The organism is Sphingobium sp. FG125, assembly GCF_057809795.1.
The window spans coordinates 71,575-87,477 of sequence record NZ_JBMDKQ010000007.1 but is presented as its reverse complement, the minus strand read 5'-3'; the positions used below and the strand labels follow the sequence as shown (position 1 = coordinate 87,477).

Below are 15,903 nucleotides of genomic sequence, written 5' to 3'. Positions count from 1 at the left end.
ACAGCGCCATGTGTGCGGCGCAATGCGGTGTCAACGAACCTGATGATAGTCGCGATACCAGGCAACGAATTGCGGCACGCCCGATTCGATTTGCGTCGTGGGTGCAAAGCCGATGTCGTGGGCGATGGCGCTGATGTCGGCAAAGGTGGCGTGAACATCGCCCGGTTGCATCGGCTGGAAATCGATCTGCGCCTTTTGACCCAGCGCGTCCTCCAGCACCGCAATCAGGTGCATCAACTCCTCAGGCTTGTTATTGCCGATATTATAGAGGCGGTGCGGCGCGCGACTGCCGCCCGGCTTGGGCGCGCCGTCGTCGGCAGGCGGATGGTCGAGGCAGCCGATCACGCCCGCAACGATATCGTCGATATAGGTGAAATCGCGCTGCATCCGGCCATGGTTGAACACCGGTATCGGTTCCCCGGCGAGTATCTTTTTGGTGAAGATCCACATCGCCATGTCGGGCCGACCCCATGGTCCATAGACGGTGAAGAAACGCAGCCCGGTCATCGGGATACGGAACAGATGGGCGTAGGTCTCGCTCATCAATTCGTCGGCGCGCTTGGTCGCGGCATAGAGGGAAACGGGATGATCGGCGCGATCCTCGACCCGGAAGGGCAGCGTATCATTCCCGCCATATACGGAGGAGGAGGACGCATAGACCAGATGCCGCACCCGCCGTTCGCGCGCCAGTTCCAGCATGTTGACATGGCCCGCCAGGTTGGAACGGACATAGGCGTGCGGGTTGATCAGCGAATAGCGCACCCCGGCCTGCGCGCCCAGATGGACGATCGATTCGATCACCTGATCCGCGAGCGCGCCAAGCAGCGCATCATTGTCGGCGAAATCCAGCTCGTGAAAGGTGAACAGCTTGCCATGCGCCTTTTCCAGCGCGGCGATCCGGTCCCGCTTGAGCGAGACGGGATAATAATCGTTCATATTGTCGATGCCGACCACGGCATGGCCCTGCGCCATGAGCCGATCGGCGACCGTCATGCCGATAAAGCCGGCGACGCCGGTGACCAATATCGTCATGCTATTCATTCTCCCACGCGAAGTCGCGCCAGCGGGCGGCGCACCCTGTCAGTCACACCAAAGTGGCGGGCGATGTAAAGGCTTTTTCGTCCCATTTGCGCCCGATGTTCCATCCGATCGCCCTCCGCTTAGACGGCAAAGTTTAGGCTTTCCCTAATCTTTGCCATTTAAGGCGGAAAGCCATGGACATGGCATCGCATCCAGCGCCCCCCGTTCCCCTGCCGCCCGACCTGTCACCGGGAACGAAGCCGCGTGCGCGCTGGGCGGCGCTAGCGAAGGAGGCGGCGGAAGCCAATGCCTTTTATGCGCCTGACATGCTGGGTGCGGCGATCGACCATCTCACCACCGACGGCCATGTGCGACTGATCGAGGCGCGGGCGGGTGACCATCTGATCGGCCTGCTGCCGGTGGTGGTGCAGCCGCGCCATGGCCGTCTGCCGATCGGATGCGTTGCCAACTGGATGCACGATCATTGCTTCTTTGGCGCACCGATGATCCGCGCAGGGCAGGAAGTGGCGGCATGGCGCAGTTTCCTTGCCCAACTGGACGATGCCCCCTGGGCGCGCGGCTTCCTGCATATGGAGGGGCTGGACGCCGCCGGGGCCAATGCCGCCGCGCTGGAGGCGCTCTGCGTCGAACAAAGGCGCGGACGGCGCGAAATTCACCGCTACGACCGGGCGATGCTGCGGTCGGACCTGACCGCTGACGCCTATTGGGACACCAATGTGCGGTCCAAGAAGCGCAAGGAAATCCGCCGCCTGCAAAAGCGGCTTGCCGAACTTGGTACGGTCGAGACAAGGCTGCTGGCCGAGCGCGCCGACCTGCCGCACTGGTGCGCCGATTTCCTGACGCTCGAAGCGTCGGGATGGAAGGGACAGGAAGGCACGGCGCTGGCCTGCAAACCCGCCGACGCCGCCTTTTTTCGCGCGGCCTGCGCCGCCGCGTTCGACGCCGGGCGGCTGCATATGCTGCGCATCGACCTGGATGGTCGGGCGATCGCGATGCTGGCCAATTTCCGCCACGGCGCGGGCGCCTTCTCCTTCAAGATCGCTTTTGACGAGGCGCTGGGCCGCTTTTCCCCCGGCGTGCTGATCGAGATCGCCAATCTGCACGCAGTGCAGGATGATCCCGCGATCGGCTGGATGGACAGTTGCGCCGCGCCCGACCATCCGATGATCGACAGCCTGTGGGCGGAACGGCGCACGATCGTGCAATATCGCATCGCCCTGCGCGGCACCGGCCTGGCGCGGGTGCAGCGCGCCGCCGCCTTCGCCCTTGTCAACGGCCTTGAATCCCTGGCCAGCCTTTTGAAAGGACAGCGATGACCGCCCATCGCCCGATCGCCGCCGCCGATGCCGATGCCGCGACCTTCCCCGCCACCACCTTCCCCAATAGCGCGCGCGCGACCTTCGCCGCCGCCTATCCCGACCAGCCGGTCGCGCTGAGCCATAATCTGGTCGGCCACACATTGCTCAGCCTTGATGCACTGGCCGTGCTGGCGGAGCGTATGCCTGCATCCAGCGTCGAATATAATCTGGGCAAGCTGCCTCTGGGCGTGCGGCCCGAAGATACGCCGTCCAACGGGCTGACGCTGGGCGAAACCATCCGCACGATCGAAACCAATGGCAGCTGGGCGGTCCTTAAAAATGTCGAGCGTGATCCGGCCTATGCCGCGCTGCTCGACGCGGCGCTCGCTGAACTCGCCCCCATCGTCGCGGACAAGACCGGGCCGATGCTCCACCGCGAAGCCTTCATCTTCCTGACCTCGCCGGGCAGCGTCACCCCCTTCCACATGGACCCGGAGCATAATATCCTGCTCCAGATCATGGGGACCAAGGTGATGACCATCTTCCCCGCGCGCGACGAAGCGCTGGTCCCGGCGCAAAAGAGCGAGGAATTTCATGGCGGCGGCCATCGCAACCTGGTCTGGCAGGACGGGTTCAAGGCGCTGGGCACCCCCTTCCCCATGCAGCCGGGCGAAGCAGTGCATGTGCCGGTCAAGGCCCCCCATTTCGTCGAGAATGGCCCCGCCGTCTCGGTCAGCCTGTCGGTGACATGGCGGTCCGAACGCAGCGTGGCGGAGGGCGAATTGCACAGTTTCAACGCATTGCTGCGGCGGCGCAGCCTGCCGGTGGGTCAGGTCAGCGCACGGCCTGAAAAACAGGGCGTGCGGCGGCTGGTCTATCGCATCATGCGGAAGCTGGGCGTTTAAGGACGCGGCGCAGCAACGCTTCTGCCGCCAGCCGCGGTGTAAAACGTTCGATCACCCACCATTCCAGACTTTCCTCGCGCGTGGACAGGCTCTGCTTGTAGCGATCCTTGCCCGCCAGCAGCGAATAGAGCGACAGGCCGCGCGCGGCATAATGATCGACGGCGGCGGCATGGCAGAGCAGGCCCGGCTTGTCCTTGCCCGTGCGCGGTTCGGCAAAGGCGGACTGATAGTTGAGCGCCTGGTCCCGATGCACGAAATTGACCAGCAGGCCCACGACCCCGCCCGCGTCGGTAAAGCGCAGCAGATCGACGGCACCGCTGGCCCGCCCCTGCTCCACGATGGTCGCGACAAAGCCGCAAAAGGCCGGATCGTCCCAGGCATTGTCGGCATGACGCCCGCTGTTGAGCGCTGCCATCTCGGCCAGCCAGGGCGCGATTTCATTCGCGCCGGCCCGTGCTACATGGGGCAGGCCGCCGCCATGATCCTTGATCGCGCGGCGGATCTGGCTGCGCGTATTGGCGCTCAGGAGCGAGAGATAATCGCCGCTTGCGCCGCGCACCGCGTCCAGATCGACCTGATAGACGGGCGAGGCATCGACCCGGCGTTTCGTTCTGGCGGGCAGCGCCAGCAGCGGCGAATCCGGCGCAATCCCGCTCAGCCGCAGCGCCCGCCAGTCGCGACGACGGGCCAATGCAGCGATGGCGGCGGTCGCTGCCTCCGCCTCCTGCCCGCGCGCGGTCAGCAGGCCATTATACTCAACATAGGGCCGGTCGGCTTGCGCGTCGCCGGACTGGTTGAGGCTCAATGTCGCGACCCGCCCCAGCAGGCGCGGCATCATCGCATGACCAACCAGCGCCAGCGCGACGTCCCCGCCCGCCGCGTCGGTGACCGCCAGCAATTCGGGCCGCACATCATAGCTGTCCAGCCACGCGCCAACCCAGGTCCAACTGAGGAAAAAGGCCGCATCCGCCTGCGCTTCGAGCGCCTGCCAGCGAGCGGAAAGCGCCGCCCGGTCGGGCAGGGGCAGGAATTGCGCGGTAAGAGCCATTGCGCCCTCTTGTGGCAGAGCGCCGGGTGCGGTCAAGCGGCTCTGCTAGGCGAACACGCGCCGCGCAGGATCGACCGTGCCATCGGCGCGCACCCCGGCGCGGGCCAGATCGCGGCGCATATGCCCGGTCAGATAGCGATGCCACATCACGAAATCGGCGCGCAGCGACCAGAGCGGATAGCGGAAGGTGGCGGGACGGTTGCGCTCGATCAGGCCATGTCCGATCCAGGCAAAGCCATAGCCCACGATCGGCAGCGCCAGCGCCATCCACCAGCGCCCGGCAACCGGTGCCGCCGCCAGCAGCGCCACGACCAGGCTGGTCCCCGCATAATGCAACGCGCGCGTGCCGGGACGCGCATGTTCCTGCAGATAATAGGGCCAGAAATCGCGAAATTGGGTGATGGCGGGCACGGCAATCCTCTCTGCCGCCACCTTATCCATGTGGCTGATCGATGTTAAGCGCGATGCGTCAGACCGTGCTGCGATCGGGCGCGAACAGGAAATAGTCATAGGTCGCCCGCGCCGCTTCCGCCATGATGCGGTCGCGCGTCACCTGCCCCTTATGATCCTGCATCACGAACACGGTGATGGCGAACAACCGCCCGTCGGGCAGGGTGATGACGCCCGTATCATTGCCGGTGCCGTTGAGCGACCCGGTCTTGTGCGCGACCAGCGTGCCGGGCGGCAACATGCCGGGCAGTCGCGCCTTGCCGGTGCGGCACCGTTCCATGATCGACAGCAACGCCACCGTGCTGCGCCCCGACAAAGCCTTGCCGGTGCGGATCGCCGCGACCAGATCGGTCATCGCGGTCGGCGTCGCGGTGTCGCGCGGGTCCTGGGCAAAGGCGATGTTGGGAATGTCGCGCGCATCGCGTTCGCGCAGCGTCGGATCGGCGGCCATGGCAGCGGCGACATTGCGGTTGAAATTGCCCGGTCGGGGGGCGAGGCCCATGGCGCGATACAGAAGATCGGCGGTGTTGCTATCCACCCGCAAGCCCCTGATCCCCAGCCCCGCGACCCAGTGATGCACCGCCGCCGGGCCACCTGCGCGCGCGACCAGCAGGTCGGTCGCGTCATTGTCGCTGCGGGTCAGCATCAGGTCGAGCAGCGTGGCGACCGAGACCGGACCCGCCGGACTCGCCAGCCGGTCCTCCAGCGTCAGCGCACCAGCGTCGACCATCGCGAAAATCCGCCCCGCCACCGCGACCTTATAGGCGCTGGCCATCGGGAAGAGCGTATCGCCATTGAGCGAGAGCGTTTCCCCGGTGCCAAGGTCGCGCACGACGATGCCGACGGTCCCGTCGGTCAGGCTGGCGAAGCGCTGGAACTGGGCGATCAGCCGCGTCTCGGCAGTCTGCTGCACCGCCGTCTTGGCCGGGCCGAAGGCGTCGGCGTCGGGCAGGGGGGCCAGGAACAGGCCAAGCGCGGCGAACAGGGCGATGGGACGAAGCGGAACCATAGCGCTCATGTCGCCAATGCGCGGGCCGAGCGCAAGAGAGTTTACCGCGATTCGCGCGTTGACAGGGCTTTGCCGCGCGGGCCATCACCCGCGCCATGAGTAGCGCCATCAAGTTGCACGAAAGCTGGCTGACCCCGCTGGCCGACCAGTTCGCCACCCCGCATATGCAGGGGCTGAAAGCCTTTCTGGCGGCGGAAAAGGCGGCGGGCAAACGCATCTTCCCCAAAGGCCGCGACTATTTCCGCGCGCTCGACCTCACCCCGCTCGACCAGGTCAAGGTCGTGATTTTGGGGCAGGACCCCTATCATGGCGAGGGGCAGGCGCATGGCCTGTGCTTTTCGGTCCAGCCCGGCGTGCGCACCCCGCCATCCTTGGTCAATATCTACAAGGAGATGCAGGCGGACCTGGGCATCCCGCGCGCGTCCCACGGCTTTCTGGAACATTGGGCCAGACAGGGCGTGCTGCTGCTCAACAGCGTGCTGACCGTCGAAATGGCGCGCGCCGCTTCGCATCAGGGCAAGGGCTGGGAGCTGTTCACCGATGCCGTCGTGCGGCTGGTGGCGCAGCAGGAAAAGCCCACCGTGTTCCTGCTCTGGGGCGCCTATGCCCAGCGCAAGGCGGCGTTCGTCGACCAGAGCCGCCATCTGGTGCTGAAATCCGCCCACCCTTCACCGCTGTCGGCGCATAATGGCTTCCACGGATCGCGGCCCTTTTCGCAGGCGAACGCCTTTCTGGAAGCGCATGGGCGCGGGGCGATCGACTGGGCCTTGCCGCCGCTGTGACCGAAGCGTGAAAAGCACCCGCCTGCGCGTATGTAACGCCAAGCGGCGCTATGAATCGGAAAGTGACGCGCAGGCAGCGGCAGAGCGAGCCAGCATCATATTGCGCCCCTATCGCTGCGACCGTTGCGGACAGTTCCACCTCACCAGCCGAACCAAGGGCAAACGCATCGCCCGGCCTGCAGATTCACAAACATAACTTCTTGCGTCATCCCCGCGCAGGCGGGGACCCATCTTGCCTCCGGCAATCGAGTCGTATGGCGAGACATGGGTTCCCGCCTGCGCGGGAATGACGGGTGTGGCTGTGTGAACACCGCTCAATCACCCACCAAAAAAGTGAGGCCCGGTCCTGCTTGCGCAGGCCGGGCCTCTTCCCTCTCCAAACCAAATCCCGTGGATCAGCCGTCGTAATCGCCGCCGATATTCTGGTTGCGCGGCGGCGCGGCAGCGGTCAGGCGCAGGGCTTCAGCCGACTGCGCGATCGATCCGATTTCGTCCGGCGTATCGTCATCGTCAATCTGCACCTTCTGGAGCGAGGCGACGACCGAATCATGCAATTCGGCGGGCAGCACCGTTTCCTCGGCGATTTCGCGCAGGGCGACGACGGGATTCTTGTCCCGGTCGCGGTCCACGGTCAGCTCTGCGCCGCCCGAAATCTCCCGCGCGCGCTGGGCGGCGAGCAGGACGAGGTCAAAACGGTTGGTAACCTTGTCGACGCAATCTTCGACGGTAACGCGGGCCAAACGGGCCTCCTGCAACAAATGGAATGATTAGTGGGCCGGTTAGCAGCGCCCCTGTCCCAAGTCAATGAAAAGGCCATAAAGCCGTGGCGCACCCGGCCAAAAGGCGGCATGAGGGCGCGATGGCGACCCCCGTGAAAGTCCAAGCGCCCGACATCGCCGTCACGCTGGACGGCAATCATCTGCGCCTGATCGATGATGGCGCGGCCCTGTTCGACGCGCTGGTGGCGCTGATTGCGGGTGCGCGCACCTCGCTCAAACTCTATTATTATATCTTTGCGGGCGATGGCAGCGGCACGAAGATACGCGACGCTCTGGTCGCTGCACGGGCGCGCGGCGTGGCGGTCACGCTGATGGTTGACGGCTTCGGATCGTCCCGCACGCCCGACGCTTTCTTTGCGCCATTGATGGAGGCAGGCGGCCATTTCGGCCGGTTCGGCACGCGCCGGTCGACCCGCTACCTGATCCGCAACCATCAGAAGATGGCAATCGCGGATGACGCCCGGATGCTGATCGGCGGCTTCAATGTCGAGGATGGCTATTTCGGCATCCCGCCGCACGACAGCTGGGCCGACCTTGGCCTGTGGATGGAGGGGCCACAGGTCGAGGCGATGAGCCGCTGGTTTGGCCAGCTCTGGCGCTGGGTCGCGACGCGCAAGCAGCGCTTCCGCACTTTGCGCTACATGGTGCGCCACTGGCACCCCTCGCTCCATCATGATCCCGCCGATCCTTTCCGTTGGCTGATCGGCGGGCCGACCCGGCGGCTCAGCCCCTGGGCGCAGGTGGTGAAACATGATCTGGAACAGGCGCAGCGGGTCGATATGGTCGCGGCCTATTTCTCCCCCGGACGCGGGATGCTCAAACGGATCGCTCGCGCGACAAGGCGCAAGGGCGCGCGGATCATATTGCCCGCCAGGTCGGACAATGGCGCGACGGTCGCGGCAGCGCGGCTGCTCTATGGGCCGCTGCTCAAGCGCAGGGTGGAGATTGCCGAATATCAGCCCCGCAAGCTGCACATGAAGCTGATCGTCATCGACGATGCGGTGTTCATCGGATCGGCCAATTTCGACATGCGCAGCCTGTTCGTCAATTTAGAGGTCATGCTGCGGGTCGACGATGCCGGGTTTGCCACATCGGTGCGCAGCCTGATCGACCGGATGGCGGGGGACAGCCGCGTCGTGACGCTGGAAAGCCACCGCGCCACCCGCACCATATTGACGCTGGCCAAGCAGTGGATCAGCTATCTGCTGGTCGGCGTGCTGGACTATACCGTCACGCGGCGCCTCAATTTCCGCGATCCCGACGCCGATTGACGGAGCCGGGATCAACGCACGATCAGGTAGAATCCCGCAGGCGATGAACCGCCATTTTCGATCACAATATCATAGCGTTCGGTAAAGACCGGCAGCCATGCACAGTCCGCCTGCGGCCCGCCCACAGCCTTCGCGCACAGGGTCGCGCCATCGGCCCCTTGCACCCGGATCGACAGGCCAGCACCCCCGGCCCCGCCCGCCGGTGCGATGGAAATCTGCGCGCGCTGTCCGGCCAGGAATAATTGTCGCATGGTGAAACTGCCGCCAGCCACCAGCGACCCGCGCCTGTAGGCCGGACCCAGCGCCCGTCCGCGAAAGGCGAGCGTCGATCGAGTCACGCCGCGCGTCTGCGCCTCCTGCGTCCAGAGCGCGGCGAGATCGTCCTGCCCCTCTGCCGGGGTCGCGCCCAGCGCTTTCAAGACCTGCGCTGTGTCCATCAGTTGCGCGGCATTGCCCCCGGCCAGCGCCGCATCCCCCTCCATCAGCGTGCGCAGCACCGGATCAGCGGGCAGCATGTCGGCTGCGGACGCGGCGGGCGTCGTGGCAAGCAGCAATGCGGGCAGCAACAGCCTAAACATCCTGATCCTCCAACCGGACGACAAACCGCGCACCCGGCGCAGCGTCCTCCACATGCAGCGACAGTTCATGCCGCTGCGCAATCGCTCTGGCAAGCGCCAGTCCCAGCCCATGGCCGCCACCGGACCCGACATCGAGCCGGACATAGCGTTCGAAAATGCGCGCGCGGTCCGCCGCCGGGATGCCGGGGCCGTCATCCTGCACCACGATGCGCGGGCCGGGCGACAGCTCCAGCGCCACCGACCCGCCGCTCGGCACATATTTGAAGGCATTGTCGAGCAGGTTGGACATCAGCCGCATCATCTGCATCGGGTCGGCACGCAGCATCACCCCCGGCGCGATCCGGGCATGAAAGCCGATGCCCAATTCCTCCGCGCTTGCGCCATACAGGTCGGCCAATGTCTCGGCGATATCGCTCAGATCCACCTCCGCCAGCCCGCGCAGATCGCCACGCAGCGCCTGCGTGCCCGCTATGTCGAGCAGCGAATCGAGCAGCCGCACGACCCCGCGAATCTCGCCGCGCGACTGGTCCAGCGTGCGCAACAACGTGGCATCCTGCGTCCCTTCCATCGCCTTCAATATCCGGGTGTCGAGATGCATCAGCGGGGTGCGGATTTCATGCGCGGTCTGGTCCGACACGGCGCGCTGCGCCTCGATCAGCCGTTCGACCTGATCCAGCATGGCATTGGTATTGCCCGCCAGTTCGGCCAGTTCGTCGCTGGCTCCCGCGCCCGGCGCGCGTGCCGCGATCCGCCCGGCGCGCACGGCGGCGAAGGTCGCGTTGACCGCCTCCACCCGCGCGCGCAGGCGACGCGCGGCAAAATGGCCAGCCGACAGGCTGAGCAGCGCGATCAGCGCGCCCGCCACGGCAAAGGCCACCGCCAGCCGGGCGAGCAACGCCTGCCCGCGCAGATCGCTGCGCCCGACCAGCAATTGTGCCGCCGGGCCAAGCCGGGTCGCGCGCGCGAACATCTTTTGCCCGTCGGGCAAGGTGACGAAGCGCGCTTCGGACACGCGCGAGGATAATTTTGGCCAGCGTTCCAGATTGCCCGCAACGCGGCGGCCCTGCGCGTCGGCCAGCAGATACCAGCCCTGCTCGCCATCCTCCCGCTCGACCGCCAGCCGGTCCGCGATGCGCGCGCGCAATTCCGCGTCGCCGCCGCTCACATAAATATCCGCAAGGCCAGCCAGATCGGTATCGACCTCCCGCGCCAGCATCGCCCGGCCATCATCGGCGACGATCTGTTCGACCACCAGGAACAGCGCCAGCGTGGACAACAGGCTGACCAGCAGCGCCGACAAAGTCACCCGGCCGAATACCGAGTGGAACAGGTTGATCCTACCCAACGGCCGATCCGCTGGCAGGGCCTGCCCCCGCCGCGATCAGCCGGTATCCGGTGCCCCACACGGTTTCCAGCACCGGGCCGTCAAACCCTTCCTCCAGCTTGCGCCGCAAGCGGCCAACATTGACGTCGACGACATTGGTTTGCGGATCGAAATTCAGCTTCCACACATGGCGCAGCAGCATTTCGCGCGTCACCACCTCGCCCGCATGGTCCATCAGGTAACGGAACAGCTCAAATTCCTTGGGCGACAGCGCCAGATGCCGACCCTGGCGATAGGCGGTGCGCGCCTTGGCATGACATTCCAGATCGCCAAACAGCAGCACCGGATCATGGTTGCGGCGGCTGGCGCGCCGCCACAGGGCGCGGACGCGGGCGACCAGTTCGTCCGGCTCGAACGGCTTTGCGAGATAGTCGTCGACCCCGCTTTCCAGCCCCTCGACCCGATGTTCGCTGCGCCCCAGCGCCGACAGCATCAACACCGGCGCACCCACGCCCGCGCCGCGCAATCGGGTCACGATGTCGATGCCCGACAGGTTGGGCAGCATCCGGTCCAGGATCAGCACGTCATGGCCACCGCTGCCCGCGCGCGTCAGCCCGGTCACGCCATCCTCGGCCTGTTCCACGGTCATGCCCGCATTGCTCAGGATCGCGGCGATATTGGCGCGCGCGGCGGCGTCATCTTCCACCAGCAACACGGAAATCTGGTCAGTCTGCCCCATCATGCCCCCCGCTACACGAATGGAGAGAAAGGCCGCCAGTGACAATATCTGTTAGGGGCGCGCTCCGCCGTTCAGATTTTCAGGGCGTTGCGGAACATGACGAAGGCGATGACGATCAGATAGACGCCAAAGATCTTCTTGAGCGGTTTGGCGGGCAGTGCATGGGCGACGGCCACGCCCAGCGGCGCGGTCAACACCGACATGGATGCAATCGCCAGCGTCGCAGGCAGGTTGACATAGCCGAGCGATCCCCAGGGCAGGCCGGTTTCTTTCAGGCCGATGAGCGCAAAGCCGATCGCACTGGGAATGGCGATCAGCGTGCCGACGCCCGACGCGGTGGCGATGGCCCGGTGGATCGAACGCCCGCACAGGGTCATCACCATGATCGCGATCGTACCCCCGCCAATGCCCAGCAGGGCGGAAAATGTCCCCAGCCCCCCGGCTATGCCGACCCGCGCGATGCCCGATGGCATATCCTGGCTGATCACCTTGTCACCTACCTTGGGCAACAGGAAGTTGAGCGACATCAGGAACACGCCACCGGCAAAGATCATCGTCAGGATGCGCCCGTCGACATGGCCCGCCAGCAGCACGCCGATACCATCGCCCAGGATGATCCACGGCGCCCAGGTCTTGAGTATCTCAAACTCCACCGCCCCGCGCTTGGCATGGGACAGGAGTGAGCGGATCGAGGTGACGATGATAGTCGCGGCCGACGTGCCGATGGCGACATGGGCAATGGCATCATGCGTGCCGCCCAGCAGCGGCAGCACGACAAACAGCGCCGGCACAACGACGAAGCCGCCGCCAATGCCGAAAATGCCTGCGGCAAAGCCAGCGAACAGCCCGGCGGCCAGCATCGAAATCAGCGGCACCAGCCAGGTCATGACATCGCCCTGCATCACCGCGCCCCCTGTTCCCGTGCCTGACCCATGGCCAAGCTGTTGCGAACGCCCTTGCAGGTCAAGGGGGCGAATGACGGGGAATCGATCATCACGGGAAACCATGCCTCTCTTCGGCGAAACCGGACAAGGGACATGGATCAGCGGTCCCTTGTCTGGCTAGACGAACAGGCGCGGCTAACCCACAACAGGGACAGGCAAAAGTTGGCGGGCGGGCATTGCACCCCTGCTCAGGCCACCGCTTCCGCCGCCTCCACATAGGCCAGCCCCAGCGCCTCTGCGACCGCCTGATAGGTGACTTTGCCGTCCCACACATTCAGCCCGGCCAATAAATGCGGGTCGCTCCGCAACGCATCCTTCCAGCCCAGATCGGCGATCCGCAGCGCATGGGGCAGCGTCACATTGTTGAGCGCATAGGTGCTGGTGCGCGCCACCGCGCCCGGCATATTGGCGACGCAATAATGGACGATGCCGTCGACGATATAGGTGGGATCGGCATGGGTGGTGGCATGGCTGGTCTCGAAACAGCCGCCCTGGTCGATCGCGACATCGACCAGCACCGCGCCTTTCTTCATGGTTTTCAGCATGGCTGCGCTGACCAGCTTGGGTGCCGCCGCGCCGGGGATCAGCACCGCGCCGATCACCAGATCAGCGTCGGCCACACATTCGGCCAGATTGGCGCGGTTGGAAAAGCGCGTCTTGGCCCGCGCCTCGAAATACATGCCCAGCCGCTCCAGCACTTCCGGGCTGCGATCCAGGATCGTTACGTCCGCGCCCAACCCCGCCGCCATCTGCGCCGCGTTGAAGCCCACCACGCCGCCGCCGATCACCGCGACCTTGGCGGGCAGCACGCCCGGCACCCCGCCCAGCAGCACGCCACGCCCGCCATGCGCCTTTTCCAGCGCCGTCGCCCCCGCCTGAATCGCCATGCGACCCGCGACCTGGCTCATCGGTTTGAGCAACGGCAGACCGCCATGATCGTCTGTCACCGTCTCATAGGCGATGCAGATGGCGCGGCTGGCGATCAGGTCGCGTGTCTGGTCGGGATCGGGGGCCAGATGCAGATAGGTGTAGAGGATCTGCCCCGGCCGCAGCATGGCCCGCTCTTCGGCCTGCGGCTCCTTGACCTTGACGATCATCTCGGCGCTGGCGAAAACCGCCGCCGCGGTCGCGACGATCCGCGCGCCCGCTTTCTCGTACAGCGCGTCATGCGCGCCAATCCCCTCGCCCGCGCCCGTCTCGACCAGCACGTCATGGCCATGCGCGGTCAGTTCATGGACGCTTTCAGGCGTCAGGCCGACGCGATATTCGTGATTCTTGATTTCCCTGACGGTGCCGACGATCATCCGCTCTCTCCCGCTATCCTGTTGCGGCTATAGCGCGAATGACGCGACGAATGTTCCGTTTGAGCCTGATGACATCGCAGTGGAAGTCCCAACCTCCGTTCGTTTCGAGCGAAGTCGAGAAACTGCGCGCGACCGTTTCTCGACTCCGCTCGAAACGAACGGATCAAGGTGCAAAACAGTTATGGCGCGGCCCGCACCGGCACCGGTGCATTGCACAGATCGACCCCGCCAGCGGGCAGGTCGTAAAAATCATCCTTCCGGTTGGCGCGCAGGTGCAAATAGGTGGCAAAGCTGGGCGAGGCGACGTCCATCGCCTGAAAACGCGGCCTTTGGGCGTCGGGCAAGTCGCTCGCCAGCCGCGCCGACAGGATCGGCACTTTCTTCTCGTCCGCCGTGTAGAAACCCAGTTCGCCCGACCCGCGCGGCAGGCTGGACAGATGCGCCATCCCCTCGATCACCCGGCCGACCACGGCAATATTGCGATCCAGCTGGCGCGGTGCCTGCCCGTTCACCGCATACAGCTCTGCACCCGTCCCCGCGTCGGGCGAAACATTGCGGCCAACCCCGACAAAGCCATAGCAATGCGGCAACCATGCGCCATCGCCGTCCATCGCCATCGGCCAGCCGTCACTATAGCCGGTCTGGGGCGCATAGGCGTCAGCCGACGGCGAGGGCGTGATCGCCAGCCGCACATTGGCGATCGATCGGACATAATCGGCGGAACTGGTCGGCGACAGGCCGGGCGGCAGTGGTTTCTTTTCCGTCACATCACCCCATTGCACGACATAATTATCCTGCACCCGGTTGATGCTGGTCCCGTCCCACCAATGCGCCCTGGCCAGCGCCCGGATATTGGCGACATGGCGCGGCGCAAAGGCCGGCGCGACCTGGATCACCACCCGCTTGCCCCCCTCGATCGTCATCACCAGCAGATCCTCCGCCGCGATCGCGCGCCAGGCGCTGGCCGGGGCTGCGGCCACGACGGCAGCGGGCGTTGCGGGCGGATCAGCGGCGATGGCGGCAAAAACGGGGACAAAAGCGAGCAGCGCGGGCGCGAAAAAACGGATCATGCGCCGATCAGAGCGCCGCCGCACAGGAAAGTAAAGCATCCCCTTGCCTAGCCGCCTTTGCCGCGATAGGGAGCGCGACTTCCAGTGCAATGCGGAGCGGTGGCCGAGTGGTCGAAGGCGCTCGCCTGGAAAGTGAGTATACGCCAAAAGCGTATCCAGGGTTCGAATCCCTGCCGCTCCGCCACCTAGTTATAAATAATTGAAATTAAACAAATAATTTCTTACTGGGCCGCCATCTCGTTGATCGGAAAGCCTGCAAGGAAAGACGCTTCGTGACCCTTGTGGCGTAATCGTCATTCGCGATCTGGTTTCCGCCCGACCCTATGCAAGCATCGGATCGGTCACCGCGCCTGGTCCGCGCAGCAATATCGGCGCTGCCGTAACTTCGCTTTGCAGAAAGTCCAGCCGCTCGTGTAAAGGCCGATCGTCAGTTTTTTGGGTCACAATGAATTACCGCCATTCCTTCCATGCTGGCAACAGCGCCGATGTCGTAAAACACAGCCTTTTGATGGCCTTGGTGCGGGCCTTGCAGCTCAAGCAGGCCGCGCTGACGCTGATCGATACCCATGCCGGCTGCGGGCTTTACGACCTTGGCGGCGACGAAGCCCAACGCACCGGCGAGGCCATGCAGGGCGTGCGCCGAGCTTTTGCCGACCCGAACCCTTTGCTGGACGACTATCGCGCCGCTGTGCAGGCGGTGAATGTGGGTGGCGAGCCGCATCTTTATCCCGGATCGCCGCAGATATTGGCGCAGCTTTTGCGTCCGCAGGATTTGCTGATCCTCAACGAAAAGCACCCGGAGGACGCTTACGCCCTGCGCGGCGTGATGCGGAACACCCGCGCCGCCGTGCATGAACGCGACGCCTACGAACTTTGGCTCGCCATGCTGCCGCCCCGAACGCCTCGCGGCGTGGTGGTGGTCGACCCGCCTTATGAGCAGCCGGACGAACGCGCGCGCATCACCACCACCCTGGCCGCTGCTCACCGCAAATGGGCGCATGGTGTGACGGTGATCTGGTTTCCGCTGAAAGACCGGGCCACGCACTGGCGGTGGGTGACGCAATTGCGAAAGCTCGGCATACCCAAATTGCTGCGGGTGGAGCATTGGCTATATGATAACGAGCAGCCCGGCATCTATAACGGCGCGGGCCTCTTTATCGTCAATCCGCCTTACGCCTTCACGCAGGCACTGCCGCCACTGTTGGAGGCTTTGCGCGCGGCGTTGGCGCCCGAAGGGCATAAGGGCGAGATTATATCGGGTTGGTTGGACCATTAAGATCACCCCTCATCTGACCCTTCACCGACAGGGAAGGCGCCTGCCCTGCCATTCCGCGCCGCTTCGCAACGCAGATTATCGTGCC

The 15,903-nt window shown here is 65.1% G+C and carries 16 protein-coding genes and 1 tRNA gene; 6 read left to right on the top strand and 11 right to left on the bottom strand.

Annotated features, from left to right (window positions below; translation table 11 throughout):
- Positions 1 to 30: 30 nt before the first annotated feature.
- Positions 31 to 1,032: an NAD-dependent epimerase/dehydratase family protein gene (locus ACODSR_RS08665; RefSeq protein ID WP_489075590.1), complete on the bottom strand. Its 1,002-nt coding sequence runs from the start codon at positions 1,030 to 1,032 to the stop codon at positions 31 to 33.
- Positions 1,033 to 1,214: 182 nt separating this feature from the next.
- On the opposite strand from ACODSR_RS08665, the gene ACODSR_RS08660 reads away from it, so the two are divergent.
- Together ACODSR_RS08660 and ACODSR_RS08655 are read left to right on the top strand one after the other, a co-directional pair.
- Positions 1,215 to 2,357: a GNAT family N-acetyltransferase gene (locus ACODSR_RS08660; protein ID WP_489075588.1), complete on the top strand. Its 1,143-nt coding sequence runs from the start codon at positions 1,215 to 1,217 to the stop codon at positions 2,355 to 2,357.
- The gene (locus ACODSR_RS08655; RefSeq protein ID WP_489075586.1) at positions 2,354 to 3,244 is read left to right on the top strand and encodes a cupin-like domain-containing protein; all 891 of its coding nucleotides are present in this window, start codon (positions 2,354 to 2,356) and stop codon (positions 3,242 to 3,244) included. Before ACODSR_RS08660 ends, ACODSR_RS08655 begins: the two co-directional genes overlap by 4 nt.
- Here the strand turns inward: ACODSR_RS08655 and ACODSR_RS08650 are convergent.
- From ACODSR_RS08650 to ACODSR_RS08640, 3 genes are read right to left on the bottom strand one after another with little or no spacing between them, the layout of a single operon-like run.
- Positions 3,222 to 4,292: a GNAT family N-acetyltransferase gene (locus ACODSR_RS08650; RefSeq protein ID WP_489075584.1), complete on the bottom strand. Its 1,071-nt coding sequence runs from the start codon at positions 4,290 to 4,292 to the stop codon at positions 3,222 to 3,224. The two genes, ACODSR_RS08655 and ACODSR_RS08650, sit on opposite strands and share 23 nt — an antisense overlap.
- A 45-nt stretch (positions 4,293 to 4,337) precedes the next feature.
- A complete protein-coding gene (locus ACODSR_RS08645; protein WP_489075582.1) occupies positions 4,338 to 4,733 on the bottom strand; it encodes an Mpo1-like protein in 396 nt (131 codons plus the stop codon).
- 28 nt (positions 4,734 to 4,761) lie between these two features.
- A complete protein-coding gene (locus ACODSR_RS08640) occupies positions 4,762 to 5,751 on the bottom strand; it encodes a serine hydrolase (protein WP_489075824.1) in 990 nt (329 codons plus the stop codon).
- A gap of 95 nt (positions 5,752 to 5,846) precedes the next feature.
- Between ACODSR_RS08640 and ung the strand changes: the two genes are divergently transcribed.
- Entirely contained in the window at positions 5,847 to 6,533 is a 687-nt protein-coding gene (gene ung, locus ACODSR_RS08635; RefSeq protein ID WP_489075580.1) for a uracil-DNA glycosylase, read from the top strand.
- 395 nt (positions 6,534 to 6,928) lie between these two features.
- Here ung and rpoZ read toward each other — a convergent pair whose 3' ends face one another.
- Positions 6,929 to 7,273 (bottom strand): DNA-directed RNA polymerase subunit omega, encoded by a 345-nt coding sequence (gene rpoZ / locus ACODSR_RS08630; protein ID WP_026002539.1) that lies wholly within the window; start codon positions 7,271 to 7,273, stop codon positions 6,929 to 6,931.
- A 119-nt stretch (positions 7,274 to 7,392) separates the two neighbouring features.
- Here rpoZ and ACODSR_RS08625 point away from each other — a divergent pair, with 119 nt between their 5' ends.
- Positions 7,393 to 8,583 (top strand): phospholipase D-like domain-containing protein, encoded by a 1,191-nt coding sequence (locus tag ACODSR_RS08625; RefSeq protein ID WP_489075578.1) that lies wholly within the window; start codon positions 7,393 to 7,395, stop codon positions 8,581 to 8,583.
- 11 nt (positions 8,584 to 8,594) lie between these two features.
- Here the strand turns inward: ACODSR_RS08625 and ACODSR_RS08620 are convergent, their stop codons facing one another.
- From ACODSR_RS08620 to ACODSR_RS08595, 6 genes are all read right to left on the bottom strand, one after another.
- Positions 8,595 to 9,161 (bottom strand): hypothetical protein, encoded by a 567-nt coding sequence (locus ACODSR_RS08620; RefSeq protein WP_489075576.1) that lies wholly within the window; start codon positions 9,159 to 9,161, stop codon positions 8,595 to 8,597.
- Entirely contained in the window at positions 9,154 to 10,506 is a 1,353-nt protein-coding gene (locus tag ACODSR_RS08615; protein WP_489075574.1) for a sensor histidine kinase, read from the bottom strand. The genes ACODSR_RS08620 and ACODSR_RS08615 overlap by 8 nt, the downstream gene beginning before the upstream one ends.
- Complete coding sequence (locus ACODSR_RS08610) at positions 10,499 to 11,224, bottom strand: response regulator transcription factor (protein WP_489075822.1); 726 nt, start codon at positions 11,222 to 11,224, stop codon at positions 10,499 to 10,501. The genes ACODSR_RS08615 and ACODSR_RS08610 overlap by 8 nt, the downstream gene beginning before the upstream one ends.
- A 71-nt stretch (positions 11,225 to 11,295) precedes the next feature.
- Positions 11,296 to 12,126, bottom strand: coding sequence for a sulfite exporter TauE/SafE family protein (locus ACODSR_RS08605; protein WP_489075820.1), 831 nt, complete (start codon positions 12,124 to 12,126; stop codon positions 11,296 to 11,298).
- Between the two features lie 230 nt (positions 12,127 to 12,356).
- Complete coding sequence (ald, locus tag ACODSR_RS08600) at positions 12,357 to 13,472, bottom strand: alanine dehydrogenase (protein ID WP_489075572.1); 1,116 nt, start codon at positions 13,470 to 13,472, stop codon at positions 12,357 to 12,359.
- Between the two features lie 179 nt (positions 13,473 to 13,651).
- Entirely contained in the window at positions 13,652 to 14,542 is an 891-nt protein-coding gene (locus ACODSR_RS08595; protein ID WP_489075570.1) for a peptidylprolyl isomerase, read from the bottom strand.
- 93 nt (positions 14,543 to 14,635) lie between these two features.
- Between ACODSR_RS08595 and ACODSR_RS08590 the strand changes: the two genes are divergently transcribed.
- Together ACODSR_RS08590 and ACODSR_RS08585 are read left to right on the top strand one after the other, a co-directional pair.
- Positions 14,636 to 14,726: transfer RNA gene (locus tag ACODSR_RS08590), tRNA-Ser, on the top strand.
- 261 nt (positions 14,727 to 14,987) lie between these two features.
- The gene (locus ACODSR_RS08585; protein WP_489075569.1) at positions 14,988 to 15,818 is read left to right on the top strand and encodes a 23S rRNA (adenine(2030)-N(6))-methyltransferase RlmJ; all 831 of its coding nucleotides are present in this window, start codon (positions 14,988 to 14,990) and stop codon (positions 15,816 to 15,818) included.
- Positions 15,819 to 15,903 lie beyond the last annotated feature (85 nt).